Origin of the sequence: Sphingosinicella rhizophila, assembly GCF_032378825.1 — a bacterium.
GTDB classification, from domain to species: Bacteria; Pseudomonadota; Alphaproteobacteria; order Sphingomonadales; family Sphingomonadaceae; genus Allosphingosinicella; species Allosphingosinicella rhizophila.
Window position 1 is genome coordinate 121,907 of sequence record NZ_JAVUPU010000001.1, and the last position, 26,279, is coordinate 148,185.

Genomic DNA, 26,279 nt, shown 5'->3' on the forward strand with positions numbered 1-26,279 from the left:
GAGGAGAGCAATCCATGTCCGATCCTGGTCTCGATTTTGCGCTGGGCGAGATGGCTGACGCCATCCGCGAGACCACGAGTCGCTTCGCGGCCGACCGCATTGCGCCGCTGGCGGCGCGAATCGATGCGGAGGACTGGTTTCCCGAGGATCTCTGGCCGGAAATGGGCGCGCTTGGGCTCCACGGCATCACCGTCTCGGAGGAAGATGGCGGACTTGGCCTCGGTTATCTCGAGCATGTCGTCGCGCAGGAAGAGATCGCACGCGCTTCCGCATCGATCGGCCTTAGCTACGGTGCCCATTCCAACCTTTGCGTCAACCAGATTCGCCGCTGGGCCAATGCGGACCAGAAGGCCAAATATCTGCCTAAACTGATCAGCGGAGAGCATGTCGGCTCGCTCGCCATGTCGGAGGCGGGGGCGGGATCGGATGTCGTCGGCATGAAGATGCGGGCCGACAAGGTGCAGGGCGGCTATGTGCTCAACGGCACCAAATTCTGGATCACCAACGCCGCTTATGCCGATACTCTGGTCGTTTACGCCAAGACCGGCGAGGGGTCGAAGGGCATCACCACCTTCATCATCGAAAAGGGCATGCCCGGTTTCTCGATCGGCCAGAAGATCGACAAGATGGGCATGCGCGGATCGCCGACCGCTGAGCTCGTCTTCAATGATTGCGAGGTCCCCGAGGAAAATGTGATGGGCCCGGAAAATGGCGGCGTTGCCGTTTTGATGTCCGGCCTCGATTACGAGCGGACCGTGCTTGCCGGCATTCAGATCGGCATCATGCAGGCCTGCCTCGACGTCGTGATTCCCTATCTCCGCGAACGCAAGCAGTTCGGAAAGCCGATCGGCAGCTTTCAGCTGATGCAGGCCAAAGTCGCTGACATGTATGTCGCGCTCAATTCGGCACGGGCCTATGTCTATGCGGTCGCCAAGGCCTGCGATGCGGGCAAGACAACCCGATTCGACGCGGCCGGAGCGATCCTGCTCGCGTCGGAAAACGCGGTGAAGACATCGCTGGAGGCGATCCAGGCCCTGGGCGGTGCCGGCTATACCAAGGATTGGCCGGTCGAACGATTTGCGCGCGACGCCAAACTGCTCGACATAGGTGCGGGAACCAACGAGATTCGCCGGATGCTCATCGGCCGCGAGCTGATCGGCGCCTGATGAGTCCAGCCATGCTTTTCGTCCTGCAATGGTATGGTGCGATCGCCGCCGCCATTGCCGCCTTCGTGGTGTCGCTGGACCTGGGCCGGCGACCCACCGGATGGGCATTCGTCCTGTTCGTGACGTCGTCGGTCGCCTTCATTCTCTACGGCTTTCTCGATCCGCGACCGGAAGAGGCGATCGCTAGTCTCAACCTGGTCCTGCTCGCGATCAACGTGTTCGGCGTCTATCGCTATCTCATTCGCAAAAAGCCGGTGCAAGCATGACGGTTCTGACCAGCAAGATTGACGACGGATCGGATTCGTTCCGCACTTATTCGGCGCATAACCGGCAGCTTGCCGAAGCGCTGCGGCAAAAGGTGGCGGAGGCTTCGCTCGGCGGGTCGGAAAAGCACCGCGAACGCCATGTGGCGCGCGGGAAGCTGCTCCCGCGCGACCGCGTGACGCGGCTGCTCGATCCGGGATCGCCCTTCCTGGAGATCGGCCAGCTCGCTGCCAACGGCATGTACAAGGACGAAGCCCCGGGCGCTGGCGTGATTGCCGGTATCGGCCGTGTTTCAGGCCGCGAAGTGATGATCGTCGCCAATGATCCCACGGTGAAGGGAGGCGCCTATTTCCCGATGACGGTCAAGAAGCATCTGCGCGCGCAGGAAATAGCGATGCAGAACCGTCTTCACTGCGTCTATCTCGTCGATTCGGGCGGCGCCAACCTGCCGCATCAGGCGGAGGTCTTCCCCGACCGCGAGCATTTCGGCCGGATTTTCTACAATCAGGCGCAGATGAGCAGCATGGGTATCAGCCAGATCGCCTGCGTGATGGGAAGCTGCACCGCGGGCGGCGCCTACGTTCCCGCAATGTCCGACGAAACCGTGATCGTCCGTAACCAGGGCACGATCTTCCTCGGCGGACCGCCGCTCGTGAAAGCCGCCACGGGCGAAGTGATATCGGCCGAGGATCTGGGCGGCGGCGACCTTCACGGTCGCAAATCGGGCGTGGTCGACCATGTCGCCGAGAATGACGATCATGCGCTGGCCATCGTCCGAAGCATCGTTGCGCGGCTCAACAGCGTGAAGACCGTCGATCTCGACATCGCCGAGCCGGTCGAGCCGAAATATGATCCGGCCGAGCTTTACGGCATCATCCCGGACGACGTCCGGACGCCATATGACGTTCACGAGGTTATCGCGCGCATCGTCGACGAATCCGAATTCCATGAATTCAAGTCGCTTTACGGCACGACCCTGGTCTGCGGCTTCGCCCGGATCTGGGGCATGCCGGTGGCGATCATCGCGAATAACGGAATATTGTTTTCGGAAAGCGCGCTGAAAGGCGCGCATTTCATCGAGCTGGCCTGCCAACGGCGGACGCCCTTGCTGTTCCTGCAGAATATCTCGGGTTTCATGGTCGGCGGCAAATATGAAGCAGGCGGTATCGCCAAGGACGGCGCGAAGCTCGTGACCGCGGTCGCCACCGCACAGGTTCCGAAGATCACGTTGCTGATCGGCGGCAGCTTCGGCGCAGGCAATTACGGCATGTCGGGACGCGCTTATTCCCCGCGCTTCCTCTTCACCTGGCCCAACAGCCGCATCAGCGTGATGGGGGGAGAGCAGGCGGCATCGGTGCTTGCGACCGTGCACAAGGATGCGGAGAGCTGGACATTGCAGGAGGCCGAAGCGTTCAAGGCGCCGATTCGCCAACGCTATGAGGATGAGGGCAATCCCTATTACGCCACTGCGCGCCTCTGGGATGACGGCGTCATCGACCCTGCCCAGACCCGCAACGTCCTGGGCCTCGCCTTTTCGGCAACGCTCAATGCTCCCATCGCCGAACGTGCCCAGTTCGGCCTTTTCAGGATGTAATCGCCATGATGTCAGCCTTCTTGATCGCCGCCGCGCTGCAATCCGCTTCGATCTCGGCCGAAGAGGCCGCTCCCCTGGCGACCGTCCAGGCCATGCTAGACGCGCTCGGCAATCGCGACAAAGAGGCGATGGCGGCAACTTTGCTGCCGACCGCCACCGCCACCCATGTCGCCGACGGGAAGGTGCGGCAGTTTCCGATGACCGACTTCCTGGCAACCATCAAGCCAAGCCCCCAGAAGTTCGAGGAGCCGATTTACGATCCGCTGGTCCGGGTGGATGGCGACCTCGCCTTCGTATGGGCGGCCTATGATTTCCGGATCGACGGAAAGATCCATCATTGCGGGACCGATCTGATCGACCTGGTTCGGGTCGAAGGCCAGTGGAAGATCGCCAGCATTGCCTGGAACCAGCGCTCCGACTGTCCAGCGCGTTGATCGGGGCGTCGCGATGATCCGTTCCCTGCTCATTGCCAATCGCGGCGAGATTGCCTGCCGCATCATCCGCACGGCCCGCCGTCTCGGCATACGCACCATAGCCGTTCATTCCGACGCCGACGCGCGGGCGATGCATGTCCGGGAGGCTGATGAGGCTGTCCATATCGGCCCTTCGCCGGCACGCGAAAGCTATCTGATCGGCGACAAGATCATTGCCGCCGCCAAGGCAACCGGCGCACAGGCCATTCACCCCGGTTACGGCTTCCTGTCGGAGAATGCCGGTTTCGCCCAGGCCGTGACCGATGCCGGCCTGGTGTGGGTAGGTCCCAAGCCCTCGTCCATCCTGGCCATGGGACTGAAGGATGCGGCCAAGAAGCTGATGGACAAAGCAGGCGTTCCGACCACGCCGGGATATCTCGGCGAAGATCAGGCGCCCGATGTCCTGCGCGCAAAGGCGGACGGGATCGGTTATCCGGTGCTGATCAAGGCGGTCGCCGGCGGTGGCGGCAAGGGCATGCGCAAGGTGAATGCTTCGTCCGAATTCGCCGACATGCTGGAAAGCTGCAAGCGGGAGGCGGCCGCCTCCTTCGGGGACGACCGCGTCCTTATCGAAAAATATATCGAGCGGCCGCGCCATATCGAGGTCCAGGTGTTCGGCGACAGCCATGGCAATGTCGTCCATCTGTTCGAGCGCGACTGCTCGCTCCAGCGGCGCCACCAGAAGGTGATCGAGGAAGCGCCCGCCCCGGGGATGGACGAGGCGACCCGCGCTGCCGTGTGCGGAGCGGCAGTCAAGGCCGCGCAGGCGGTCGATTATATCGGCGCGGGCACCGTCGAATTCATCGCCGATGCTTCCGAAGGCCTGCGTCCCGACCGAATCTGGTTCATGGAGATGAACACGCGGCTTCAGGTCGAGCATCCGGTGACCGAGGAGATTAGCGGTCAGGACCTCGTGGAATGGCAGCTTAGGGTCGCTAGCGGCGAGACGCTTCCCAAGCGGCAGGACGAATTGTCGATTCGCGGCTGGGCGATGGAAGCGCGGCTCTATGCCGAGGATCCGACCCATGAATTCCTGCCTTCGACGGGACGGCTGGATCATTTCGATCTGGGCCGCAGCATCCGCATCGATACAGGCGTGGAGGAAGGCGACAGGATCAGCCCCTATTACGATCCGATGATCGCCAAGCTGATCGCAAGCGGCGCCACCCGAGAAGACGCCATCGACAGCCTCCTGGAGGCGCTCGAACAGGTGGAGGTCTGGCCGGTCAAGACCAATGCGGCATTTCTGGCGAGGGCTGCAGCCGATCCCGATTTCCGGGCGGCTGCCATCGATACGGCCTTCATCCCCGCGCGAATCGACAGGCTGGTCCCGGATGCGAGCCCATCGGACGGGGTCTGGAATCTGGCCGCCAACGCCTTTCTCGCTACCGACTTCGGCGCGCGTACGGCTGTCCCGGATCCATGGGCATCCTTGCCGGGCTTCCGCTCCAATGCGAGCGACGATCTTCGGATTGCCCTCCGCCACGCGGGCGAGACGCGCGTCGTGGAGGTTGGTGCCAATCAGGATCTCGATGGCGTCGCCACAGCGAACGGCGACACGATGCTCGTCTTTTCCGACGGACAGGCCTTTGCCTTCACCTTGCCCGGCGCGGGCGGCGGCCCGGGAGCAGGCGCGGCGTCGGACGGCGTCCTGCTATCGCCAATGCCGGGGCGGGTCCTCGCGGTCGAAATACGGCAGGGTGACAAGGTGACCAAGGGGCAGAAGCTGGTGACGCTCGAGGCCATGAAGATGGAGCATAGTCTCGCCGCGCCATTTGACGGGATTGTCGCCGAACTCGAGGCAGTCGCGGGTGGGCAGGTCGCGGAAGGGAGCATGCTGGCTCGCATCGAGAAGGGGGAGGACTGATGGCTGGGCGCTTTTATGATCAATGGTCAATCGGCGACCGCCTTGAACACCAGCCCCACCGCACGGTCACGGAGACCGACAATCTGCTCATCTCGGCGCTGACCCATAATCCACAACCGCTTCATCTGGACGCCGAATATGCCTCCGCGACCGAGTTCGGACAAATTGTCGTGAATGGCACATTCACCTTCGCGCTGATGGTCGGCCTATCCGTCGGCGATACGACTCTCGGGACTTTGGTCGCCAATCTCGGCTACGACAAAGTGAAGATGCCCAAACCCGTCTTCGTCGGCGATACCCTGCGCGCCCAAACCGAAGTGATCGCACTTCGTGATTCGGGATCGCGCCCGGACGCGGGCATCGTCACCTTCGCGCATCGCTTGCTCAACCAACGTGGCGAAATCGTCTGCGTCTGCGAACGCAGTGCGCTGATGCTGAGACAGAAATGAGGATGCGGTCACTTCTCTTCGTGCCCGGCGACAGGCCGGACAGAATGGAAAAGGCGCTGAAATCCGGCGCCGACGCTCTGATCCTCGACCTGGAGGATTCAGTTTCGCCAGGGGCCAAGCCGGAGGCCCGGCACAAAGTGGCCGAGTTTCTCGCGGCGCATCCAGCGTCGAGGCTATGGGTGCGGGTCAATCCCCTCGACGGAGGGGAAGCAGACAAGGATCTGAACGCAATTCTCTCCGGGCGCCCAGACGGGATCGTTCTCCCCAAGGCCGAAGGCGGGACCTCGGTGGCCGAACTCGCACGCCGCTTGACCGAGCGCGGCAACGCCACCGCCCAAATCCTGGCGATCGCGACCGAAACTCCCGCCGCCATTTTCCAGCTCGGCACTTATGGCGGCGCCAAGCGCCTGGCCGGACTGACTTGGGGCGCGGAGGATTTGCCGGCGGCGGTCGGCGCCGTCTCCGCGCGGGAAGAAGACGGCCGTTATACCCCGCCCATCGAACTGGCCCGATCCTTGTGCCTGTTCGGGGCCGCCGCCGCCGGCGTTGCTCCGATCGAAACGGTCTATCCGGCCTACCGTGACCTTGACGGGCTCGCCGCTTATGCCGCCCGTGCCCGCCGCGACGGGTTCGTCGGCATGATGGCCATCCATCCGGATCAGGTACCGGTTATCAACCGAGCCTTCACGCCGACCGAGGCGGAACTGGACCAGGCGCGCGCTGTCGTTGCGGCCTTCGAAGCCAATCCAGGCGCCGGGGCATTGTCCCTTGATGGCAAGATGATCGACCGGCCGCATCTGGTCCAGGCGCAACGAGTGATCGCGGCGGCCGACTGACGGCCTCCTATTCGCTCTTGAAACCGCCGTCCTTGTAGCGGCTCTCGATAAAACGTCCCTGTGTCTCGAAAGCGTCCAGATCCTCTCGTGTGAGTCTCGCGCCGATGTCGTCCAGCGCCGAGCGGGCGGCATCGAGACTTGCCACAAGTCGTTCGTCGACGGTGAGGCCATCACCGTCCCGCTCGTTCCTGTAGGCCGCTGGAACCCGTTCATAGCGATCGATCAGCTCGGGGAGGTGTTTGCCCATCAGGCGGCGCGCATCCTGCGCGAGCGGATCGAGAAGGTCGATCTCGGCGAGCCGCGATTCGAGCAAGGGCAGTTGCGCGCTGATCTCGTCGAGACGGCGCGCCGCCGGCATCGGCAAAGCGGAGCGTTCCCGCATCAGCAAAGTGTCCAGCTGCCGGATCACAGACCGGGTAGGCAATTGCTCGCTATACGGCGTTCGCTCAGTTTCCCCCGGCCAGATTGAAAACAGCACCAAGATCCCGAGCACGGCGAGGGACACGACGAAGAGGCCGGTCCAGCCGATCGGGCCGATGGTCAGGCCGAAGCCGATCGTAGCGATGACCAGGCCGGCAAGCGCCACACCCATATAGCCGATCCGGCGGGCGACCGAGCGTGCCGCCCGACTGTAGTAACGTCGGCGCGCCCCGATTGCCGCGGCATTGCGGCCGTCATAGCGGGCAACGACCTCATCGAAACGGGCGATGGCTTCGTCGACGCTGCGGGGATGCACGGCCATAGGCGTCCTATCCCTCGATCGGGATCAGCGGGGAAGTCGATCCGGAAAGGCGGTTCTGTTCCGTTCCTTCAGCGCGCGCGATATACCCGCGCGATTTCTCGACCTCGCTCGAAAGCGTGTCGACGGTCTGCTTCATATTGCCCAGCGCCTCAAGCTTGAACCGGTCGATCGTGTCCATCGTATCGTAGATGTTCTGAAAGGCGCGCTGAAGCGTCTCGAGCGGGATGGTGGCAGAGGCCGCTTGCTTGTGGATCTCCCCCGTCTGGTTCTTCAGCATCTCGCCCGTGCCGTCGATCACCTTGGCCGTCGTCGTATTGAGGGCGGTGATCTGTTCCAATACCAATTTCTGGTTGGTAAGCGCCTGGGCGACGGTGATCGCGGTGCGGAGCGCCGAAACCGTGGTGGTCGATGCCCGGTCAACGCCCTTCACCAGTTCGACATTGTTCTTCTTGACCAGGTCGAGCGCCAGATAGCCCTGAACCGACACCGCCATCTGCGTCAAAAGGTCGGTAGTCCGCTGCCGCGTGTAGAAGAGGGCGGTCTCCCGGATTGCCTTGGCCTTGGCCGGGTCGGTCGCATCCAGCTCGTTCGCTTTCTCTTCGAGCTTTGCGTCCATCGTCTTGGAGATATGGATCATCTGTTCGAGCTGGCCCATCGTCTTCCAAAGATTGGAGCGCTCGGTGGCGATGGCGGCATTGTCCATCAGCAGCTCATCCTTGCCCGAGGCCAGGCGGGCAAGGATTGTGGAGATATGGCTTTGGGCGGACTTGTAGCCATCGAAATAGCCGCGAAGCTTCGATCCGAAGGGGATGATGCCGAATAGCTTGCGCGGCGCGGTAAGATTGCCGCGCCGGCTCGGATCGAGATCCTCGACGGTCCGGCGCAATTCGGTCAGATCGGCGCCGATACCGCTGTCCGCGTCGATCGCCTTCACCGGACGATCCAGGAAGCGGTTGGTTTGATTGGCGGCGTCGGCGATCTGCTTGCGGCCCATATTGGTGAGCTCATCGACTTTCTTGCCGAATTCCGGACTGTTCGCATCGACGGAGACAAGTTCATCGACGAACTTGTCGACGACGGCCTGAAGCTTCGTCTTCACACCCTCCTCGACCGGGACGAGTCCCGCTGCCTCTTCCGGTGCAACCGTGGTCAGCGCCTCCGGCGCGTCGAGCTTCAGCTTGGTTTCGGTAGCCATTGCAGTCCCCTGATCTAGGTTCCCGATAAATGGGGCAGGGGGGCAGGCAAGCGCAAGGGCAAAAGTGTATTATGTAGACAATACACGTCGAATCTGCACGTTAACCAGTTGCCTTTACGCTTTGTCAACGATCATAGGTTCAGATTGATCTACCGGGGCGGGGCGCAATCAGATGAGGCGCCGATGGCCAGACATTATCAGACGCAGCAGGACAATAGGCCGCACCCGCTTGGCGGACCGATCACGCTCGCCAATCTGCCGCCACCCGATACGACCCGCTGGGTGGCGCGGCGCAAAGCCCAGGTAGTGGCCGCCGTACAGGCCGGCCTCCTGACAATCGAAGAGGCGTTGATACGCTACAGATTGTCCCTCGAAGAATTTAACAGCTGGCAAAAGGCGCTCTACCGTCACGGCGTTCGCGGGCTGCAAACCACCCATCTCCAGATTTTCAAACTGGCCGACCGAAAGCGGAAGAAGGGCGAAAGCAGCCGCAAGAATGCGCGCAGCTGGGGGCACCGGCATGTTTGAGACGGCCCAGCGGAAAGCCGTCGATAAGAGCCGCGCGCATGCACCAGCACCCAATCCGGTGCCTGCCTCGCCGCTGATGCTGCTGATCGACGACGAGCCAAGCGTCGGCCGCTTCCTGGCCCATGCCGCCGAGGAATGCGGGTGCCGGGCGCTGGCAACGATCAGCCCCGAGAGCTTCCGGCGGGAATATAGGCTGCTGCGCCCGGATATATTGGCTCTGGACTTGGCCATTCCCGGCGCGGACGGGATCGAGCTACTCCGCTTTCTGGCCCAGGAAAAATGCGAAGCGCCGATCATCATCATCAGTGGCTTCGATCGGCGGGTACTGGATTCGGCAATGCGCCTGGGCAGGGCGCTCGGCCTGAGGATGATCGGGCCCTTGTCCAAGCCGGTGCGGCTATACGAGCTCGAGGCACTGCTGGAGACGGTGAAAGGATCCACGCGATGAAGATCGTTCCCGCCCGCGAGGCCGCAGCCGCAGCCGAGCTTCAACTGGCCGCCGAACGGCAGGAGCTCTTCCTCCTCTACCAGCCGAAGATCGACCTGGTCACCGGTGGACTGGCAGGCGTGGAGGCATTGCTTCGATGGGAAAGCCCGGCATTCGGCCTGATGAAGCCTTCCGAGTTCATTCCGATTGCGGAGCGGTCGGGCGCGATCGACAGCCTTACCGACTGGGGCGTGCGGCAGGTGATCCGGCAGTGGCTCGATTGGCGAGAACAGGGATTCAAGATCAACATCGCCTATAATATATCAGCCCTGACGTTGCGCGACGTCCATTTTCCCGACTATCTGCAACGGCTCTGCCAGATCGAAGGCATGCCTTGCGAGGAACTGACGCTGGAGGTGACGGAAGGCGCCACCCAGCACGCGATAAGGCTGCTGGACACACTCACGCGGTTTCGAATCAAGGGTATGAGCCTCGCGCTCGACGATTTCGGCACCGGCTATTCGTCTCTGCTCCAGCTCCGCCAGCTTCCCTATACTGAACTGAAGATCGATCGCTGCTTCATCAGGGATGTGGCCGATGACCCCGAAGCGCGGCTGATCGTCAGATCGATCATCGACCTTGCCCATGGTCTGGGCCTGGTCGCCACCGCGGAGGGCGTCGAGACCGAGGAAATGTTCGAGTTTCTGGTCGATCTCGGCTGCGACCAGGCGCAAGGATTCCTGATGGCGAGACCGATGCGAGCGCAGGACCTGGCTCCATGGATATTGAATTCCCAGACACATTGGCGCGAGCAGTGCAAACGCCCAGCCCTGCATGCCTGTCAGTTGGCTGTGGCTTGAGATTTCATTCGCTTTCAGCCTCGAATTGTCAGGCTCAGCAGCGGATGACGGCCCCCACGGCCGCGATCCGATCGACCGTCGCATAGGCTGGGCGGTCCAGCTCTTCCCCGAAAATATCCGGATCGATCTCACGATAGCGAAGCTTGGCGCCGATCCGGCCGGCTTCTGCCTTCAGCCCATCCTCGAGCGCGTCGCGTCCATTGACAATGGCGCTGCCGGTATAGAGGAGCATTCGACCGCCGGGCTCGAGCCGCGCCATGGCGGCTTTGGCCCACATCAGCGAAAGCTCGGCGCCATGCATCGAGCCGCCATCGCGATAGGCACGCTTGCCGTCATCGACGATGAAGGGCGGATTCGCGATTGCGAGATCGATCGGGCCCGATATCCCTTCCAGGCAGCTCCCCTCGAAGGTTTCGACTTCAATCCCGGCATGGAACGCGTTCACACGGGCGAAACGCAGCGCAAGCGGATTGATGTCGGTCAGCGCGAGCCGGGCGCCGGGCAGGAGGGGAGCCGCCGTGATCGCACCTACGCCGGCGCCCGCGCCAATATCGACGAGGCGGCTCCCGCCGGGGTGCTGGATCAGCTCGCGGCGGACGAAATCCGCGAAACGATAGCTGTCCGGCCCAAGGAATACCGAGTTCGGATCGTCGGTGGGGAAAGCGGAATGCACGAACAGGCGATCAGAGATCGTCGAAACCCTGATGCCGAATTTCAGGGCTCCCTTCCAACTGCCGCACCATCCATATTCCATCAGCAATTCCAGGAGGCGCTGCGGCAACAGGTCTTTCTCGAATGGACGGCTCCAGCCAAGCGCATCGCGCAAGTCCCGCGCAAGATCCTTGCCGGGCCTTTCCAGCACCCGCCTATGGGTCGCCGGCGTCGGCGTCACGAAGCGATAGTGCCGATCCTCCAGAAAGGAGAGCAACTCGGCCAATATCGCATCGGCTCGGACCGCATCGCTATCAGGCAGCGAAGCATGAATGGGCGTCGGCATCCTGCCCGACACTATCGGGACTGGCGCTGCGTTGCCAGCCGACGCAGCGGCGCTGAGCGGCGCAATGACCGCGATCAGAAGAATTCGGAACGATAGCGGTCGAAGCAGCGCGCCCCGCAATTCAGCCGGATCAACGCACCTTCGGCAATGGCGACGGCGCGGCGGGGATCCTCTGCAACGAGCGGGCGCAATGCCTCGCGATTCCAGGCTTCGCTATGCTTGACGTCGAGAACGGCGTGGACATTGAAATAGCGGCTGTCCTTGCCGGAGAAGCCGAGTCGCTTGAGACCCGCGGCGGTGGCTGCGGAACGATCCGGCGCGGTGAGCTCAATGGCCCCGAGCGCGCCGACGCTGTGCCAGGCGTAACGGCGGGTCGTTGCCATCGCCGTCATGGCATTGGCAAGCGCCAGACTTTGCCAGGCCGTATTTTCGATGCGCGGCTGCAACTCCAGGTTCTGGACCAGACTGTCCAGCATCGTCCCATGGACGCCCTGCGGATTGCCGCGGCCCATTTCATCCCAATAGTTTCGCGCGAGCTCCAGTTTCGCGCGCATCGGGATCTTGACCTGAGTATAGGCAACCAGATCATCGAAGCCGGCTTCTCCGGCTGCTTCCTGTTCGAGGAACCATCGCAGCTCTTCCCGATTGGCTTGCTCGGCGATCCAGGGAAAGAGGGGATCGCCCTGGCCCGGGCCGCTCTCCTTCAATCCCTCGAACCAGGCGATGAACCCTTCGGGATCGGATGGGACCGCCGCTGCCTCTTCCGCTACCTCATCCCTGAGCTCCTCCAGGAAATCGCCTTCGAGCCGGAGCATCCGAGCGTCGCGCTCGAGCGTCAGCTGCCAATCGGGTGTCGGAAATGCCGGTGCGAGTCGTTGACGGTTCCAGGCCGCCAGGCCCTGCTGGAATGTATCTGTCAGGAATTGCGAGGTGAAAGCGAGGGGTTGGGCGGCCTTGAATGCCGTAGCCATTGTGACTTGGTCCTATCTGTGGGTTTTGTCGGAACAACCCTTCGGCACAGGACGCGTTCCGCGCTACGGCCACGATTTCACTGATCGAAGTTAGCGCCCGCTGGCGATACATTAGAGGTTCGGGAGCACCTGCGAAGCTTCTCCCCAGCCTTGCAAGGGACGGGCCGAGGCGCGCTCTATCAGCAATTCAACATCCTTCACCGTGAAACGCGCGCCGCTCGTCATGTCATCGAGTTCGTCCCAGCTCACGGGCGCCGAAACGGGCGCGCCTTCGCGCGCCCTCGCCGAATAGGGCATGATCGCCGTCGCGCCGCGCTGGTTGCGCAGATAATCGAGGAAGATCCGTCCGCTTCGCTTGGCCTTGGCCATGTTGGCGGTAAATCGATCGGGCTCGGCCGTGGCGAGAGCGATCGCGAAACGCTGGGCGAAATCCTTGACCTCCGGCCATTCGGCCTTGGGTGTCAGCGGGACGACCAGGTGCAGGCCCTTGCCGCCCGTAAGCAAGGGAAATGCCTGAAGCCCCATGTCCGCCAGGTGCCGGTGGAGATCGCGGGCCGCCCGTTTCACTTCGTCGAAGCCGAGCCCGATGTCCGGGTCGAGATCGAATATCAGCCGGTCCGGACGTTCGACATCGTCGACCTTGCTGCCCCAGCCATGAAACTCGATCGTTCCCATCTGTACGCAGGCGAGTATCCCCGCCACGTCGGCGACGTAGAGATAATCTTCGGTCTTCCCATTCTTCTCCCGGATCGGAACATGATGGACATGCTTGCCGAAGCTGCCGGCATCATGTTTCTGGAAGAAGCATTTCTTTTCGCGCCCCTGCGGGCAGCGGACGAGGCTGATCGGCCGATTGGCCGTCCATTCGCTCATCAGGGCCCCGACCTGGCGATAATAATCGGCCAACTGCCCTTTGGTGACGTTGCCATCGGGAAAGATCAGCCGATCCGGATTGGTGATCTTCACCTCGGCCTCGGCATCGGTCTGAGAGCCTGGAAGCGGCTGCGGCGTTTCCGCGACAATTGCCGACGCCTTCTTGTCACTGCGCAGACCGAGGAAGCTGGCATGGCGGACGACATTGTCCGCGGTGAATTCGGCGAAAGCCACCTCTGCCACCAGCTGTGGCTTCACCCAATGTGCGCCGCGTGCCTCCGGGCGCGGAACCGGGGCAGGCGCCTTGTCGGTTTGCAATGCCTGCAATTCCTCGATGAGGGTCTGCTGCACGGCCATCGAAAAGCCGGTACCGACCTTGCCGGCGTAGCGAAGCTTGCCGTCCTCGTGGAGACCCAGCAGCAAGGCGCGAAAGGCTCGCGATTTCTTGTCGCTCTCCGACCATCCGATGATCACGAATTCCTGCCGACGGGTGCATTTGACCTTCAGCCAGGACTTGGTCCGAGTACCGCGATAGAGCGCATCGGCCCTTTTCGAAATGATCCCTTCCTGGCCGGCTTCGCACATGGCGTCGAACAGCTTTTCGCCGTGGCCGACGATGTGGTCGGCATAGAGAATGAAGGGCGGCCGTCCGTCGCCTAAAAGGGACGCCAGCTTCTGCTTGCGCTCGATATTGGGAAGGCGGGTCAAATCCTCACCATCGATCTGCAGCGCGTCGAACAGGAACAATGTGAGCCCACGCCCCCCCTCGCTGATCGCTTGCTGGAGCGCGGAGAATCCACTTCTTCCCTGGTCGTCGAGCTTGACGATCTCCCCGTCGAGCAAGGCGGAATCGGCCTCGATGCCAAGAGCGGCTTCGGCGATCTCCGGGAATTTGTCCGCCCAGTCCAGCCCGGAACGGGTGTAGAGCTTCGCCTTGCCGCCGCCGATGCCCAGGAGGCAGCGATAGCCGTCGAATTTCATTTCGTGGATCCATCCCGTTCCAGCCGGGACAGCGTCGACCAGCGTGGCCTTTTGCGGTTCGCGAAATGGCGGAGGCCTGGTCGACGATCGGGCCTTGGTCGACGATCCGGATTGCGCGCGGCGGCGCGTGGTCCCACCGGCTGGCCCACCGCGCCTGGGCGGCTTCGTCCAGCTCGCCAGAAGCTTCGCCTTCTTGCCGTCCGCTATCTCGATCATGGTCCGGCCAGTCTTGATGCTGGTGAGATATTTTTCGGTGAGGCCGGCGGAGCTGCCGGCATGCTCATCCTCGACCTTGCGAAGGATCCAATTCTCCGTGCGATCGCCGGACCGAGGCTTGAGCCGGAACATCACCCATTCCCCTTTCATCCGCTCGCCATCGAGGCTGAAATGGAGATGGCCTTCGGCCAGGGTCTTGCGGGGGTCCTTGCCCGCATGCGGCGTCCAGGTGCCGCGATCCCACAACATGACGGTACCACCCCCATATTGCCCCTTCGGGATCGTCCCTTCGAAGGTGGCATAGCTCAACGGATGGTCCTCGGTGCGGACCGCCAGTCTCTTGTCGTTCGGGTCGAGACTTGGGCCGCGCGTCACCGCCCAGCTTTTCAATGTGCCGTCCAGCTCCAGCCTGAAATCATAATGGAGCCGGGTCGCATCATGTTTCTGGACCATGAAATTGAAGCCGTCCTGGTCCCCAACCTTGCCGGCCGGCTCCGCCGTTTTCGTGAAGTCGCGCTTCTTGTTGTAGGTTGCCAGGGGGCCGGGCTTGCGCGCCATCCATCAGGCTCGCTTGCGAGCCGGCGCGGATTTGGTGGGCGCCTTTCTTGCGGGCGGCTTCTTCGCGCCTGGCTTTTTCGCGGTGCTGGCCTTGCGTCCCCCCTCGCTCCCGCCGGGGCGCTCGATCGACTTCTTGAGCGCCGCCATCAGGTCGATGACGTTGGAGCCGCGGGCCGGCGCCTCCTCTTCCTCGGCATGGATCTTGCCGCCCTTCAGCTTTCGCTTGCGTTCGATCAGATCGTGCAGCGCATCCACATAGCGGTCGTGGAATTTGGATGGATCGAAGGCTGCGGTCTTCTTCTCGATCAGCGTCTCGGCGAGATCGAGCAATTCCTCGTCCGGCGCGGCGTCGGCTATGTCCCGGAAATAGCCCTGCGCCTTGTTGACTTCATCCGCGTAACGGAGCGTTTCCAGAACGATGCCGCGGCCGCACGGCTTGATGCTGACAACATATTCGCGGCCGCGCAATGCGAGCTGACCAAGCCCGACCTTCTTGGTTCGCCGCAAGGCCTCGCGAAGGACGATGAAGGCCTCCTCGGCGAGATCGTCCGCGGGCACGACATAATAAGGCTTTTCGTAATAGAGGACGTCGATCTCATCATGATCGACGAACTGGGTGAGTTCGAGCGTCTTCTTCGATTCGAGCTTCACCGCCTCCAGTTCATCCTCCTCGAGGAGGACATAGCTTCCCTTCTCATACTGGAATCCCTTGACGATATCCTCGGCCTCGACCGGGCCGACGCCGGGCACCACCTTTTCATATTTGATCCTCTTGCCGGTGGGCTCGTGGATCTGGTTGAAGGCGATGGTGGCACCGCTCTTGGTGGCGGAGAATATTTCGACGGGGATCGAGACCAATGCCAGCCTGATCTGTCCCTTCCAATAGGCGCGCGCGGCCATCTCGATCCTCCAATCCTATTGCGAACCATTCAATCCGCGGGGAGGGGAGCGGTTCCCGCAATCTCCTGGACATTTGAAAGGCGCCTGATCCGCGTCGTCGGCCGAAGCGCGAGGCGCTTCCCCTCGAACGGTCAGATTCTAGACTGGAATTTCGGTCGTATATTTCACCTGCCGAAGTGCGAAGTTCGACGCGGCATGGGCGACGCTTGGATGGGTCAGCACGCCGCGCATGATGAAGCGATCGTAATCGGCCACATCGCGGACGGCGATGCGCAGCAGATAATCCCATTCGCCAGACATCGCATAGCATTCGACGATTTCTTCCCGGGACTGGATGAACTCCTCGAACTCCGACCGCGCCGACACGGTCTGGCGCGTCATCCGGACCTGACAGAGCACGTTGACCGCGCGCCCAAGATGCTCGGGATCGGCCAGCCTTACGGTCTTGCCGAGCACGCCCGCCTTTTCGAGGCTGCGAACCCGCCGCCACACCGAGGCCGCCGAGGCGCCGACCTTTTCGCTCAATGCGGCGTGACTGAGACTCGCATCTCGCTGCAATTCCCGGACGATTTTCCGGTCGATCGCATCCATTTGATTATTCTCTTTCATAATTCACCTGTAGCAGCGTAAAATGTTTCATATCTGTGATCAAGGCACGTCTCTTTGAGAAATATTTTGAGCGGCGGCGCGATAGCTGTAACGCACGCCTCGCGCCCAATCCGGGCGAGACGGGGAGTAGAAATGGCAGACGGTTCCACATTGACGAAGGACGCAAATCTTTTCGGCGGGCTTGAAGAGCAAAAGCCTGACGCATTGCTGGCGCTGATCGGCATGTGCAACGCCGATCCGCGACCGGAGAAGATCGATGTCGGCGTCGGCGTCTATCGCGACTCCGCGGGGGGCACGCCGATCCTGCGGGCGGTCAAGGCCGCGGAGAAGATCCTACTCGAGACCCAGCAGACGAAGACCTATCTGGGATCTCAGGGCGACGCACATTATGTCGAACTGCTCCGCCCGATCATCTTCGGCGACGCCGGCGATCAAGATCGCATCGTCGGCGTTCAGACACCCGGTGGGTGCGGCGCGCTTCGGCTCGGCGCCGACCTGATCGCCAAGGCCAATCCCGAGGCGCGTATCTTTGTGGGGCAGCCGACATGGCCTAACCACATGCCGCTGATCGAGTGCGCTGGCGTCAAGATGGTCGCCCATCCTTATTATGACCGCGACAGCCGCTCGATAACATTCGATGCGATGATGGACGCATTGAACGAAGCGCGTGCAGGCGATCTCCTCCTTCTGCATGGCTGCTGCCACAATCCCACCGGCGCGGATCTCGACCTGGATCAATGGAAAGCGGTGGCCGATCTTGTCGCCCGCAACGGTCTCGTGCCCTTCGTCGACCTCGCCTATCAGGGTCTTGGCAATGGCCTTGAACCCGACGCCGCCGGCACCCGGCTCGTCGTCGAGGCCGCGGAGCAGGCTCTGGTCGCCCATAGCTGCGACAAGAATTTCGGGGTGTATCGCGAACGGACGGGCTCGCTCTTCATCAAGGGCAGGAATCGGACCGAGGCCGGGAAGGTGTTCGGCAATCTTATGTCGCTTGCCCGGACCATGTGGTCCATGCCGCCGGACCATGGCGCTGCAGTGGTCCGCATCATCCTCGACGATGCCGAGCTGCGCGCCGACTGGAACACGGAGCTCCAGGAAATGTGCGCCCGAATCCGGGCGCTCAGGGCCCGCCTGGCGGCCTTCGATCCCCGGCTCGCTTATATCGACGGCCAGAACGGCATGTTTTCGATGCTGCCCTTGAGCAAGGAAGCCGTCGTGGCGCTCAGGTCGGAGCATGGAATTTATATGGCCGATTCCGGCCGCTTCAACGTTGTCGGCCTGTCGGACGAGAGCGTCGATCGCTTTGCGGCGGCCGTGGTGGAAAAGCTTTAATGGCGGAGGGTGTTATTCTGGAGAAGCGAGCAAGCCAGGCTAACGCCCCTGACCCCGATTTCGATTGGCGCCGGATCGCCTATCTCGTCCAGCTCAGCCGAGCGATGGACAAGCTGGAGGAAGAGAAGCTCGTTCCCGAGCGAAAGGTTCTCTACCAATTTTCGGCGCGCGGCCATGACATGGCTCAGGTCATGCTGGGCAGCCAGCTGACCAACGCGAAAGACGCTGCCTGCGGCTATTATCGTTCCCGGCCCCTGCTGTTGGCGCTTGGCGTCCCCATCGAGGACGCGCTCGCCTCCGGCATGGGCCGGGCCGGCGGCTATTCCGACGGCCGCGACATCGGCGTCGTCTTCAATTATCCAAATCTGGGTGGACCGCCGGCGCTTCCCATGAGCGGGGGCGTGGGCGCCCAATATACGCCGACGGTGGGCTGGGCGCAGGCGATCGAATATTATCGAACGGTGCTGGGCAGCGACCCTCATGGGGATGCGATGGCGGTCGTGCTGGGCGGCGACGCCTCGGTCGCGACCAACGGCTTCTGGGCGGCGTTGACGGTAGCGACGACCCAGAAGCTGCCGATGCTGTTCTATATCGAAGACAATCAATACGGTATTTCCGTGCCCTCCACCTACCAGACGCCGGGGGGCGATATCGCGCGCAACCTTGCCAGCTTTGCCAATCTCGAGATTTTCTCGGGCGACGGCACAGAGCCGGCGGAGGCGGCGCGCCTGCAAAAGGCAGCTGTAGCGCATGTCCGCGGCCGGAAGGGGCCCGCTCTCCTCAGGCTGACGGTGCCGCGCCTGCAGGGCCACAGTTTTCAGGACACGCAGACCTACAAGGACGAAGCCTTCGTGCGCTCGGAATGGGCGCGCGACCCGCTGCCGAAACTCAAATCCTTCCTGGTCGGGCCCGTCATGGACGAAGACGAATGGGACAGGATCGCTCGCGAAGCGGGTGAGGCCGTGGAAGGGGCGCGGGAGCAGGCGGAGGCCAGGCCCGTCGCCCGGCCGGAAACCGTGCTCGACAATGTCTTCTACCAAGGCGAGATGCAGGCCATTGGCGGGCAATGGTCGCACGGCTATCAGCCGCCCGCCTGCCACGAAGATCCTCGTCCCGAAGGCCAGAGGATCAACATGGTGACGGCTATCCGCCGAACCCTTGACCATGAGCTTGAGATCAACCCGCGGGTACTGATGTTCGGCGAGGATATCGGCCCAAAGGGCGGCGTTCACGCCGTGACCCTGGGCCTGCAGGCCAAATATGGAGTGGAGCGGGTTTTCGACACCAGCCTCTCGGAGGAAGGAATTGTCGGCCGCGCGGTTGGGATGGCGCTGGCTGGCCTGATGCCGGTGCCGGAGATCCAGTTCCGCAAATATGCCGAACCCGCGCTGGAGCAGATCAACGATTGCGGGACGATGCGCTGGCGTACCGCCAACCGCTTCGCGGCGCCGATGGTGCTCCGCATTCCCGGCGGCTTCTTCAAATGCGGCGATCCCTGGCACAGCCAGACGAACGAGGTGCAGTTCGTCCACAATCCCGGCTGGCTGGTGGCGGTGCCGAGTAATGCCGAGGATGCGGTCGGCCTCCTTCGCGCCGGTCTTCGCGGCAACGATCCGGTCATCTTCTTCGAACATCGCGCCATGCTCGACGATAGCTGGGCGCGGCGGCCATATCCGGGCGACGATTATGTCCTGCCGTTCGGCCGCGCCAAGAAGGTGAAGGAAGGGGACGAGCTGACCATCGTCACCTGGGGCGCAATGGTGCCACGCTGCGAGGAAGCAGCCGCGGACCGGAGTGTCGACATCATCGATCTTCGCACCTTGATGCCGTGGGACCGCGAGATGGTGCTGGAATCGGTCAAGCGTACGCGGCGCTGCCTGATCGTGCATGAGGATTTGAGGACGGGCGGCTTCGGCGGCGAGATCGCGGCGGTGGTCGCCGACGAGGCCTTCCTGGATCTCGACGCGCCGGTGTCGCGGTTGACCATGCCGGACATTCCAAGCCCGCATAATCCGGTCCTCCTCGACTGGGCGGTGCCCTCACCGGAGCGGATCCGGGCCAAGATAGACGAGCTGGTGAGCTTCTGATGATAGATATCCTGGTTCCCTTGGAGCAGGAAGGCACGCAGGCCGTGGTCCGCGCGTGGCTCCGCAAGGTCGGTGACCGGATCGAGGAAAATGATCCGTTGGTCGAACTCGAAACCGACAAGGTGGCTGTGGAAGTGCCTGCGCCGGCCGCCGGCGTCCTCCGCGAAATCCTGCTGCAAAGCGATGCCGAGGCCGTGCCGGGTGCCGTGCTGGGCCGGATCGCGCCGCTTGCCGAGGTCACCGGGCATGAAAGTGACGAGGCCTCTGGCGCGACCGAGCAGGTGACGTCGGCGGCTCCCGCCGCGGGGCCGAAGTCAGCGGAATCTGGCAACAGGCGCGCCCAGCTCGATCCGGAGCTGCGATTGTCGCCGGCGGTGAAGCGCGCCCTTCTGCAGCACGATATCGACCCGGCTGTGATCGAAGGCACAGGGCGGGGGGGGCGCATCACCCGGGCGGACGTGGACCGCGCCGCAGCGCAAGCGACCCAGGCGCGCCCTGTTGAAGGCGTAATCCCGCGGGCGTCCAGCGGCATTGCCTCGCACAGCGTGCCGCACGACAGGATGCGGCTGCGCATTGCCGAAAACATGCTTGGCTCCGTCACGCGTGCGCCGCATGTCACGGCCGTCTTCGAGGCGGATTTCAGCGCCATCATCCGCCACCGCGCGCGCCACAAGGACCAATGGGCAAAGCAAGGCGTGAAGCTCAGCTACACCGCCTACCTCGTCGCTGCCTGCGCGGAAGCGATGAAGGTCGCGCCGGCGATCAACAGCCGCTGGCATGACGACAGGCTCGAGATTTACGACGATATCAATATCGGCGTCGGCACCGCTCTGGGCGATAAAGGCCTGATCGTACCGGTCCTGCGCCAGGTGCAGAAGCTTTCGCTGAAAGGCATCGCCTCTGCCTTGGAGGAACAGGTCGCCCGCGCGAGAGCCGAGAAGCTGACCGCTGCGGACGTGAAGGACGGCACCTTCACTATCTCCAATCACGGCGTGTCGGGTTCCCTCTTCGCCGCACCGATCATTATCAATCAGCCGCAATCGGCGATCCTCGGCGTCGGCAAACTGGAAAAGAGAGTGGTCGTGCGTGAGGTGGACGGCGCCGACACGATCCAGATCCGGCCAATGTCCTACGTCTCGCTCACGATCGACCATCGCGTGGTCGACGGGCACCAGACTAACACCTGGCTCAGCCGCTTCGTGGAGGTCCTGGAGAATTGGTCGGCCGACGGCTGAACCCGTTGCCCGTCGAGGCTCCATCCAAATGTTGAAACCATGATTTGCGCTTCAGGTTGATTCAATCTGAATCGATCATAGTCTCGGACAGGTCATTGCTTCAGCGCGCCATGGCCTGCGCCGTGCGGCGAGGATCGCCGCAGGCCGATGCCATGCCATTCTCGGCGATCCGGATCCCGTCGAACGATCCATGCATCCAGTCCCATGGGCTGGTGCCTACCAGCATCTCTCCGCGCGCCCTGACCTGGCCGATAAGATCCTGGCCCATATCGACTTCTATCATGTTCGCGCCGGGAACCTTGAGATCCGAACCGCCAAAGCGCGGCTTGTGCACCGAAGCTTCTATGTCGAGGCCGAAATCGAGCATGTTCATCGTGTTCTGAACAATATTCTCGGTCAGCGAGACGCTGGGCGAGCCGGACGCCAAGACGGGCTTTCCGTCTCGTGCGAATATGTTGGGCGCGATGCGCGAGTGAACCCGGCCGTCCGGGCCGGGAGTGCCCGAGGCGAGATGAAGCAGTCCGGCGCAGACATAGACGCCATCGACGAAGATACCGGTCGTGTAAGGCATCGACATGACCGAATGAAGCACGGTGGCGACATTGCCGTCCGCGTCGACGACGGTGATGTGGGCCGACCCTGGAGGAGCGAGGGCTGGGGGCGCCGCGGCCGGCTTTTCATCCAGGCTTGCGAAGCGTTGGGCCGCCAAGGCTTTCGAGATCATTTTTTCGACCGGCTCAACGGCTCCGTTTCGGCGCTGCGTCGCCGCGTCGGCATAGACCTTCTTGATGATCTGGAGCAGGCGGCGGGTGGTTTCCGCCGAGGCATAGGCCGGGCCGAGCTTCTGGACGTCCATCAGTTCGATCATGTTCATGATCTCGATGAGCGCCTGGCCGCCGAAATCCGGAGCAGGCGCGGCGATCAGTTCATAGTCGCGATATGAGGATCGAACCGGCTCATCGATGATCGGTCGCCAAGCTTCCATGTCCTCGATGGTCAGGAAGCCCCCGGCCTTCTGCACCGCTTCTGCATATTTGCGTGCGAATTCTCCACGATAGAAATAGTCGCTGCCTTCTTCGGCCAGCCGCTCGAGCGTGTCCGCGTGCCGGGACTGAACCAGCTTTTCGCCGACGTTCAATAGGCGCCGATCCTTGAAATACATTTCCTGGCCCTGGGCCACCGCCCCCAAGGTGGAGGATTCGACGAACATCTCGCCCCAGAGGAACGGATGGATTTCGAACCCGTGCCGGGCATAATGGATGGCCGGCGCCATCACCGTCTTCATCGGCAAGCGCCCGTATTTGCCATGTGACGCTTCCACGCCGCCCCAGAATCCCGGTACGGGAACGAGGGTGCCGTCCCGTTGTCCCGACATCACCAAGGCCTCGAACGCTTTCGTTCCGCCCTTGAAAATGGGATGGGCTTTCGGCGCGTTCATGGAACCGTTGACGTAGGAATAAGACCCGCTGCGAGCGTCGTAATGGAGCATCGAAAAGACGCCCGAGAGCGTGGTCATATGCGGTTCGACCACGGTCTGCGCGAGCGAAGCGGCGCAGATCGCGTCGCAGGCATTCCCGCCCATCTCGAGAATGTCGATCGCGACCGAGGTGGCGAGAGGATGCGTGCAAATGGCAACGCCCTGTTTGCCCGCGACGCTCTTCTTGCGCCCGAATTCGGCCGTCGAGATGAGGCTCCGGCGCTCCTCGTCGGAAGGCGGGCTCCAGGCCCCCGTTCCCGTGACACGTGCGTTGGCGCTGCCGGACGCGAATGAAAGTGAAGCGGCAGCTGCCATTCCAGCGATCGAACCGCCAATGAACTGCCTGCGGTCAACTTTCTGGTCCATAATCAATATCCCCCCAAAGGCCCGACGCTCCACGTCATCGCACACATTAAATGCACAAATGCATGGAATGGGCAATACCAACCTATATGGCGGTCAGGGGAAACTGATGGTTGCGGCGCGAGGGTGCCTTCGCTAGCACCACTTGCCGTGCCCCTGTGGCGGAATTGGTAGACGCGCTCGACTCAAAATCGAGTTCCGCAAGGAGTGCCCGTTCGACTCGGGCCAGGGGCACCACCGCCGTCTTGTCGGCGTTCCGTTCGCCGTGAGAAGCGGAATGGACGGTTCAGGGCCGCTTCGTCACCAGACGGCCGGCCTGCATCACCAGGACCGGATGCCCGGTCGCCCCTATGTCGGCGATCGGATTGCCGGCAACGGCAACGATATCAGCGGTTTTGCCCGTCTCCAGGGTACCGATATCCCGTTCCAGACCGAGCAAGCGCGCGGCTTCCCGCGTCCCGGCCAAGAGGGCTGCCGCGGGCCGCATGCCGTGACGGACCATGAGCACGAACTCCATGGCGTTCTTGCCATGGTCGTTGGGACGGACGGTGATATCGGTGCCGAGCGCGATGGGGACGCCCAACCGGAGCGCGGATCGAAACATTGCGCCGGAGGCGGCACCAGCCACCCGAGCCTTTTCGGCGATATTGGGGGGGTAATTTCCGGCATTGCTCGAAACCCAGTCGAGCGCAGTGATCGTGGGCACCAGGAACACGCCCTTCTTCTTCATGAGGCTCAGGGTCTCTTCGCTGAGGAAGCTGCCATGTTCGATGGAATCGACCCCCGCTTCGACGGCCATTCTCGCGGCAGTGTCGCCATGGGCATGTGCAGCGACCTTGCGCCCCCAATTATGAGCCTCTTCGATCGCCGCCTTCATTTCCTCGGCGGTAAGCTGTGGCACGTCGACCGGGTCGTGGGACAGGACGCCGCCGGAGACGCACAGCTTGATCACGCTGGCACCCCACTTGATCTGGCTGCGCACCGCTTCCCGACATTCTCCGGGGCCGGAACAGACGCCGTCGACGACCGTCTTCGGCGGCACGCGTTCTGGCGGGAAGGGGGCCTGATCGCAGCTCCCTCCCCGGGCGGTGATCGCGTTGCCGGCGGTCAGCATATGCGGGCCGGGCGTCAAACCTGCATCGATGGCGTTGCGGAGGCCGACGTCGATGAAATAGCGCGCGCCGACGTGGCGCACGGTCGTGAAGCCGCCCTCCAGTGTCTTGCGAGCATTTACGGCGGCATAAAAAGCCTGTTCCGATTGCGTGCGCATCAGCTCGTTATAGGCCTTGCGGTAATAATCGGAATCGGGCTCCAAGGTCAGATGAGCATGCGCGTCGATGAAGCCGGGAAGCAAAGTGGCGTCGCCGAGATCTACTATATCGGCGCCCGCCGGGATTTCAGGATTCCCACCGACAGAGACGATCTTGCCACCACGCACGACGATGACGGCATCTTCGCGCAATCTCTCGCTCGTGCCATCGAACATCCGCGCCGCCCTCAGCACGACCGTTCCGCTCGCGGGGGGAGGGCCTGATGCCAGGACCGCGACGGAACCGGCGCCAAGCAGGGCCATCGGCACCACAATGTGCAGGCGCAGCTGCCGCATGATCCGGCAGCCACGGGCCGCCAGCCTCATCACCTGGTCATCAAGCCACATAACGCATCCGCCTCCCACCCTTTCCATAGATGGATCGCGTCTGCATTTCCGCTACGAATCTCGCTCCCGGGACGGTCCGACCAGCTCGGTTCGAAGCGTCGGCCCCGGACGCAGCCGGGGCCCACCGGTATTATTTGGCTCCGCGCTTGATGCCGACGCCGGGGAAGAGGTTCGGCGTGATCTTGCCGTTTTGGACCATCACGTTTCCGCCGACCAGGACGTAGCGGTAGCCGCTGGAGGCCTGGAGCGGGTTTTCATAAGTGGCATTGTCCTTGACGGTGGCAGGGTCGAAGACGGTAATGTCGGCATCCGCACCGACCTGGATGCGTCCCTTGCGCGCCATGGCCGGCGCTACCTTTTCCAGCCGGCGGGCGGGGAGAATCGTCATCTTCGTGAGAGCGGTCTTGAGGTCCAGCAGCTTGCGATCGCGGACATAGTGGCCGAGTACGCGGCTATAGCTTCCGGCGCCGCGCGGATGGACCTTCGGATCGCTCATCACCATGCCGTCCGAAGCGATCGAGACGAAAGGATCGGCCATGGCGGCATCGATCGCGGCCTGCGGTATCATGAAGACGACGACGGTGCCGGTTGGATTCTCCTTCCGATATTTGTTGAACGTCTCCTCGGTGAGCCGCTCGCCGGTCGCGGTCCATTGCAGATCCTTGTAGGTGATGCCCGATCGCTGTTGCCACCCTTCCGAGAAGAATTCGGAGCCAAGCGCGGTCGATCCCGCCTCATAGGGATAAGCTTCGGTGGTTACGTCGACGCCGTGGGCGGCAGCGCCCTTCATTATCTCGATCACCGTCGGCGTATCGCCGAGCGCAGTCGAAGTCACATGCACCAACTGCAGGCCGGCACCCGTAGCGGCGGCATCGGCGATCAGCTCGTTGGCGACAGCAATGGGCATGCCGGTTGCGCGGCTTTCTTCGCGCATCCGGACGTGGACGAAGACGGGCACCTTATGCTTCGCAGCGGCCTTGAACGCCTTGTAAATCTCCCGACGGCCCGTGCCCGGCGCATATTCGAGGCCGATTCCGATGCCGAGGGCGCCTGCGTCGATTTCGCGCTCCACGGCCGCGATGATTCGGCCTTCTTCCTCTTCATTGGCGGATTTGAGGAGGGCATCCCGCGACATCGTCGTCTCGTCGGACGTGGACTGACCACAGCGCAAGTCGGTCAGCACCTCCATGCGCGCGCAGATGAAATTCGCGGTGGCGCCAAAGTTGATCAGCGCCTTGCCCTGCTTGCCGGCATAGAATTGGGCGATCGGCATTACGCCGGATTCCATTTCCATGGCGGTAGTGACCCCGTCCAGGAGCTGGAAGCTCTGGCTCCTGGGATCCTGGCCGTGGGCGTGATAATCGATGAAGCCGGGAGCAACGACCTGTCCCTTGGCGTCCAACACCCGCTTTCCGCTGAGCGGCGATGTGGAAATGGCGGCGATGGTCCCGCCGCTGATGCCGACATCTGCAATTTCGTCGCGTCCGCTCGCCGGATCGATGACCCGCCCGCCCTTGATAACGATGTCGTATCCGGACCCTTGCGCTGCCACCGGAACGGCACCGAACAGCGGCGCCAGACACGCTCCCAGCAACAAATTGCGCACATGCTTTTTCATTCAT

The 26,279-nt window shown here is 62.7% G+C and carries 23 protein-coding genes and 1 tRNA gene; 14 read left to right on the forward strand and 10 right to left on the reverse strand.

Annotated elements, in window-relative coordinates:
- The first annotated feature begins 14 nt into the window (after window positions 1-14).
- The 7 genes from RQX22_RS00525 to RQX22_RS00555 are packed head-to-tail and all read left to right on the forward strand — an operon-like array spanning window position 15 to window position 6,649.
- Complete coding sequence (locus RQX22_RS00525; protein ID WP_315722661.1) at window positions 15-1,166, forward strand: isovaleryl-CoA dehydrogenase; 1,152 nt, start codon at window positions 15-17, stop codon at window positions 1,164-1,166.
- Entirely contained in the window at window positions 1,166-1,432 is a 267-nt protein-coding gene (locus tag RQX22_RS00530) for a hypothetical protein (protein WP_315722662.1), read from the forward strand. Before RQX22_RS00525 ends, RQX22_RS00530 begins: the two co-directional genes overlap by 1 nt.
- The gene (locus tag RQX22_RS00535) at window positions 1,429-3,024 is read left to right on the forward strand and encodes a carboxyl transferase domain-containing protein (protein ID WP_315722664.1); all 1,596 of its coding nucleotides are present in this window, start codon (window positions 1,429-1,431) and stop codon (window positions 3,022-3,024) included. Before RQX22_RS00530 ends, RQX22_RS00535 begins: the two co-directional genes overlap by 4 nt.
- Window positions 3,025-3,029: 5 nt before the next feature.
- Complete coding sequence (locus tag RQX22_RS00540; RefSeq protein ID WP_315722666.1) at window positions 3,030-3,458, forward strand: nuclear transport factor 2 family protein; 429 nt, start codon at window positions 3,030-3,032, stop codon at window positions 3,456-3,458.
- 13 nt (window positions 3,459-3,471) lie between these two features.
- Window positions 3,472-5,364 carry an acetyl/propionyl/methylcrotonyl-CoA carboxylase subunit alpha gene (locus tag RQX22_RS00545; RefSeq protein ID WP_315722668.1) on the forward strand — a complete coding sequence of 631 codons (1,893 nt, stop codon included), beginning with the start codon at window positions 3,472-3,474 and terminating at the stop codon, window positions 5,362-5,364.
- On the forward strand, window positions 5,364-5,813 hold the full coding sequence (locus tag RQX22_RS00550; protein ID WP_315722670.1) for a MaoC family dehydratase: 450 nt from the start codon (window positions 5,364-5,366) through the stop codon (window positions 5,811-5,813). Before RQX22_RS00545 ends, RQX22_RS00550 begins: the two co-directional genes overlap by 1 nt.
- Window positions 5,810-6,649 (forward strand): HpcH/HpaI aldolase/citrate lyase family protein, encoded by an 840-nt coding sequence (locus RQX22_RS00555; protein ID WP_315722672.1) that lies wholly within the window; start codon window positions 5,810-5,812, stop codon window positions 6,647-6,649. Before RQX22_RS00550 ends, RQX22_RS00555 begins: the two co-directional genes overlap by 4 nt.
- A 7-nt stretch (window positions 6,650-6,656) precedes the next feature.
- On the opposite strand, the gene RQX22_RS00560 is transcribed toward RQX22_RS00555, so the two are convergent.
- Both RQX22_RS00560 and RQX22_RS00565 read right to left on the reverse strand, forming a co-directional pair.
- Window positions 6,657-7,391, reverse strand: a complete 735-nt coding sequence (locus RQX22_RS00560; RefSeq protein WP_315722673.1) for a hypothetical protein — start codon at window positions 7,389-7,391, stop codon at window positions 6,657-6,659.
- A gap of 7 nt (window positions 7,392-7,398) precedes the next feature.
- Window positions 7,399-8,586 carry a toxic anion resistance protein gene (locus RQX22_RS00565; protein WP_315722675.1) on the reverse strand — a complete coding sequence of 396 codons (1,188 nt, stop codon included), beginning with the start codon at window positions 8,584-8,586 and terminating at the stop codon, window positions 7,399-7,401.
- A 183-nt stretch (window positions 8,587-8,769) separates the two neighbouring features.
- On the opposite strand from RQX22_RS00565, the gene sciP reads away from it, so the two are divergent.
- Genes sciP through RQX22_RS00580 form a run of 3 tightly spaced genes read left to right on the forward strand, consistent with a single transcriptional unit; the run spans window position 8,770 to window position 10,401 of the window.
- Window positions 8,770-9,114, forward strand: a complete 345-nt coding sequence (gene sciP, locus RQX22_RS00570) for a CtrA inhibitor SciP (RefSeq protein WP_315722677.1) — start codon at window positions 8,770-8,772, stop codon at window positions 9,112-9,114.
- A complete protein-coding gene (locus RQX22_RS00575; RefSeq protein WP_315722678.1) occupies window positions 9,107-9,562 on the forward strand; it encodes a response regulator in 456 nt (151 codons plus the stop codon). Before sciP ends, RQX22_RS00575 begins: the two co-directional genes overlap by 8 nt.
- A complete protein-coding gene (locus RQX22_RS00580; RefSeq protein ID WP_315722679.1) occupies window positions 9,559-10,401 on the forward strand; it encodes an EAL domain-containing protein in 843 nt (280 codons plus the stop codon). Before RQX22_RS00575 ends, RQX22_RS00580 begins: the two co-directional genes overlap by 4 nt.
- Window positions 10,402-10,435: 34 nt before the next feature.
- Here the strand turns inward: RQX22_RS00580 and RQX22_RS00585 are convergent, their stop codons facing one another.
- The 5 genes from RQX22_RS00585 to RQX22_RS00605 all read right to left on the reverse strand — a co-directional run bounded on the left by RQX22_RS00585 (window position 10,436) and on the right by RQX22_RS00605 (window position 16,488).
- A complete protein-coding gene (locus RQX22_RS00585) occupies window positions 10,436-11,398 on the reverse strand; it encodes a methyltransferase (protein ID WP_315722680.1) in 963 nt (320 codons plus the stop codon).
- Window positions 11,399-11,472: 74 nt separating this feature from the next.
- On the reverse strand, window positions 11,473-12,369 hold the full coding sequence (locus RQX22_RS00590) for an iron-containing redox enzyme family protein (RefSeq protein WP_315722681.1): 897 nt from the start codon (window positions 12,367-12,369) through the stop codon (window positions 11,473-11,475).
- Between the two features lie 111 nt (window positions 12,370-12,480).
- Window positions 12,481-14,997: a DNA ligase D gene (gene ligD, locus RQX22_RS00595; RefSeq protein ID WP_315722683.1), complete on the reverse strand. Its 2,517-nt coding sequence runs from the start codon at window positions 14,995-14,997 to the stop codon at window positions 12,481-12,483.
- Window positions 14,998-15,000: 3 nt separating this feature from the next.
- The gene (ku, locus tag RQX22_RS00600; protein WP_315722685.1) at window positions 15,001-15,897 is read right to left on the reverse strand and encodes a non-homologous end joining protein Ku; all 897 of its coding nucleotides are present in this window, start codon (window positions 15,895-15,897) and stop codon (window positions 15,001-15,003) included.
- Window positions 15,898-16,035: 138 nt separating this feature from the next.
- Window positions 16,036-16,488, reverse strand: a complete 453-nt coding sequence (locus RQX22_RS00605; protein ID WP_410001578.1) for an Lrp/AsnC family transcriptional regulator — start codon at window positions 16,486-16,488, stop codon at window positions 16,036-16,038.
- A 150-nt stretch (window positions 16,489-16,638) separates the two neighbouring features.
- Here RQX22_RS00605 and RQX22_RS00610 point away from each other — a divergent pair, with 150 nt between their 5' ends.
- From RQX22_RS00610 to RQX22_RS00620, 3 genes are read left to right on the forward strand one after another with little or no spacing between them, the layout of a single operon-like run.
- Window positions 16,639-17,838, forward strand: coding sequence for an amino acid aminotransferase (locus RQX22_RS00610; protein ID WP_315722688.1), 1,200 nt, complete (start codon window positions 16,639-16,641; stop codon window positions 17,836-17,838).
- Window positions 17,838-19,925, forward strand: a complete 2,088-nt coding sequence (locus RQX22_RS00615) for an alpha-ketoacid dehydrogenase subunit alpha/beta (protein ID WP_315722690.1) — start codon at window positions 17,838-17,840, stop codon at window positions 19,923-19,925. The genes RQX22_RS00610 and RQX22_RS00615 overlap by 1 nt, the downstream gene beginning before the upstream one ends.
- Window positions 19,925-21,160, forward strand: coding sequence for a dihydrolipoamide acetyltransferase family protein (locus RQX22_RS00620; protein ID WP_315722692.1), 1,236 nt, complete (start codon window positions 19,925-19,927; stop codon window positions 21,158-21,160). Before RQX22_RS00615 ends, RQX22_RS00620 begins: the two co-directional genes overlap by 1 nt.
- A gap of 100 nt (window positions 21,161-21,260) precedes the next feature.
- On the opposite strand, the gene RQX22_RS00625 is transcribed toward RQX22_RS00620, so the two are convergent.
- The gene (locus RQX22_RS00625; RefSeq protein WP_315722694.1) at window positions 21,261-23,003 is read right to left on the reverse strand and encodes a gamma-glutamyltransferase; all 1,743 of its coding nucleotides are present in this window, start codon (window positions 23,001-23,003) and stop codon (window positions 21,261-21,263) included.
- Between the two features lie 149 nt (window positions 23,004-23,152).
- Between RQX22_RS00625 and RQX22_RS00630 the strand changes: the two genes are divergently transcribed.
- Window positions 23,153-23,237: transfer RNA gene (locus RQX22_RS00630), tRNA-Leu, on the forward strand.
- Between the two features lie 49 nt (window positions 23,238-23,286).
- On the opposite strand, the gene RQX22_RS00635 is transcribed toward RQX22_RS00630, so the two are convergent.
- Together RQX22_RS00635 and RQX22_RS00640 are read right to left on the reverse strand one after the other, a co-directional pair.
- The gene (locus tag RQX22_RS00635; protein ID WP_315722696.1) at window positions 23,287-24,657 is read right to left on the reverse strand and encodes a metal-dependent hydrolase family protein; all 1,371 of its coding nucleotides are present in this window, start codon (window positions 24,655-24,657) and stop codon (window positions 23,287-23,289) included.
- A gap of 130 nt (window positions 24,658-24,787) precedes the next feature.
- Complete coding sequence (locus RQX22_RS00640) at window positions 24,788-26,275, reverse strand: amidohydrolase family protein (RefSeq protein WP_315722698.1); 1,488 nt, start codon at window positions 26,273-26,275, stop codon at window positions 24,788-24,790.
- Window positions 26,276-26,279 lie beyond the last annotated feature (4 nt).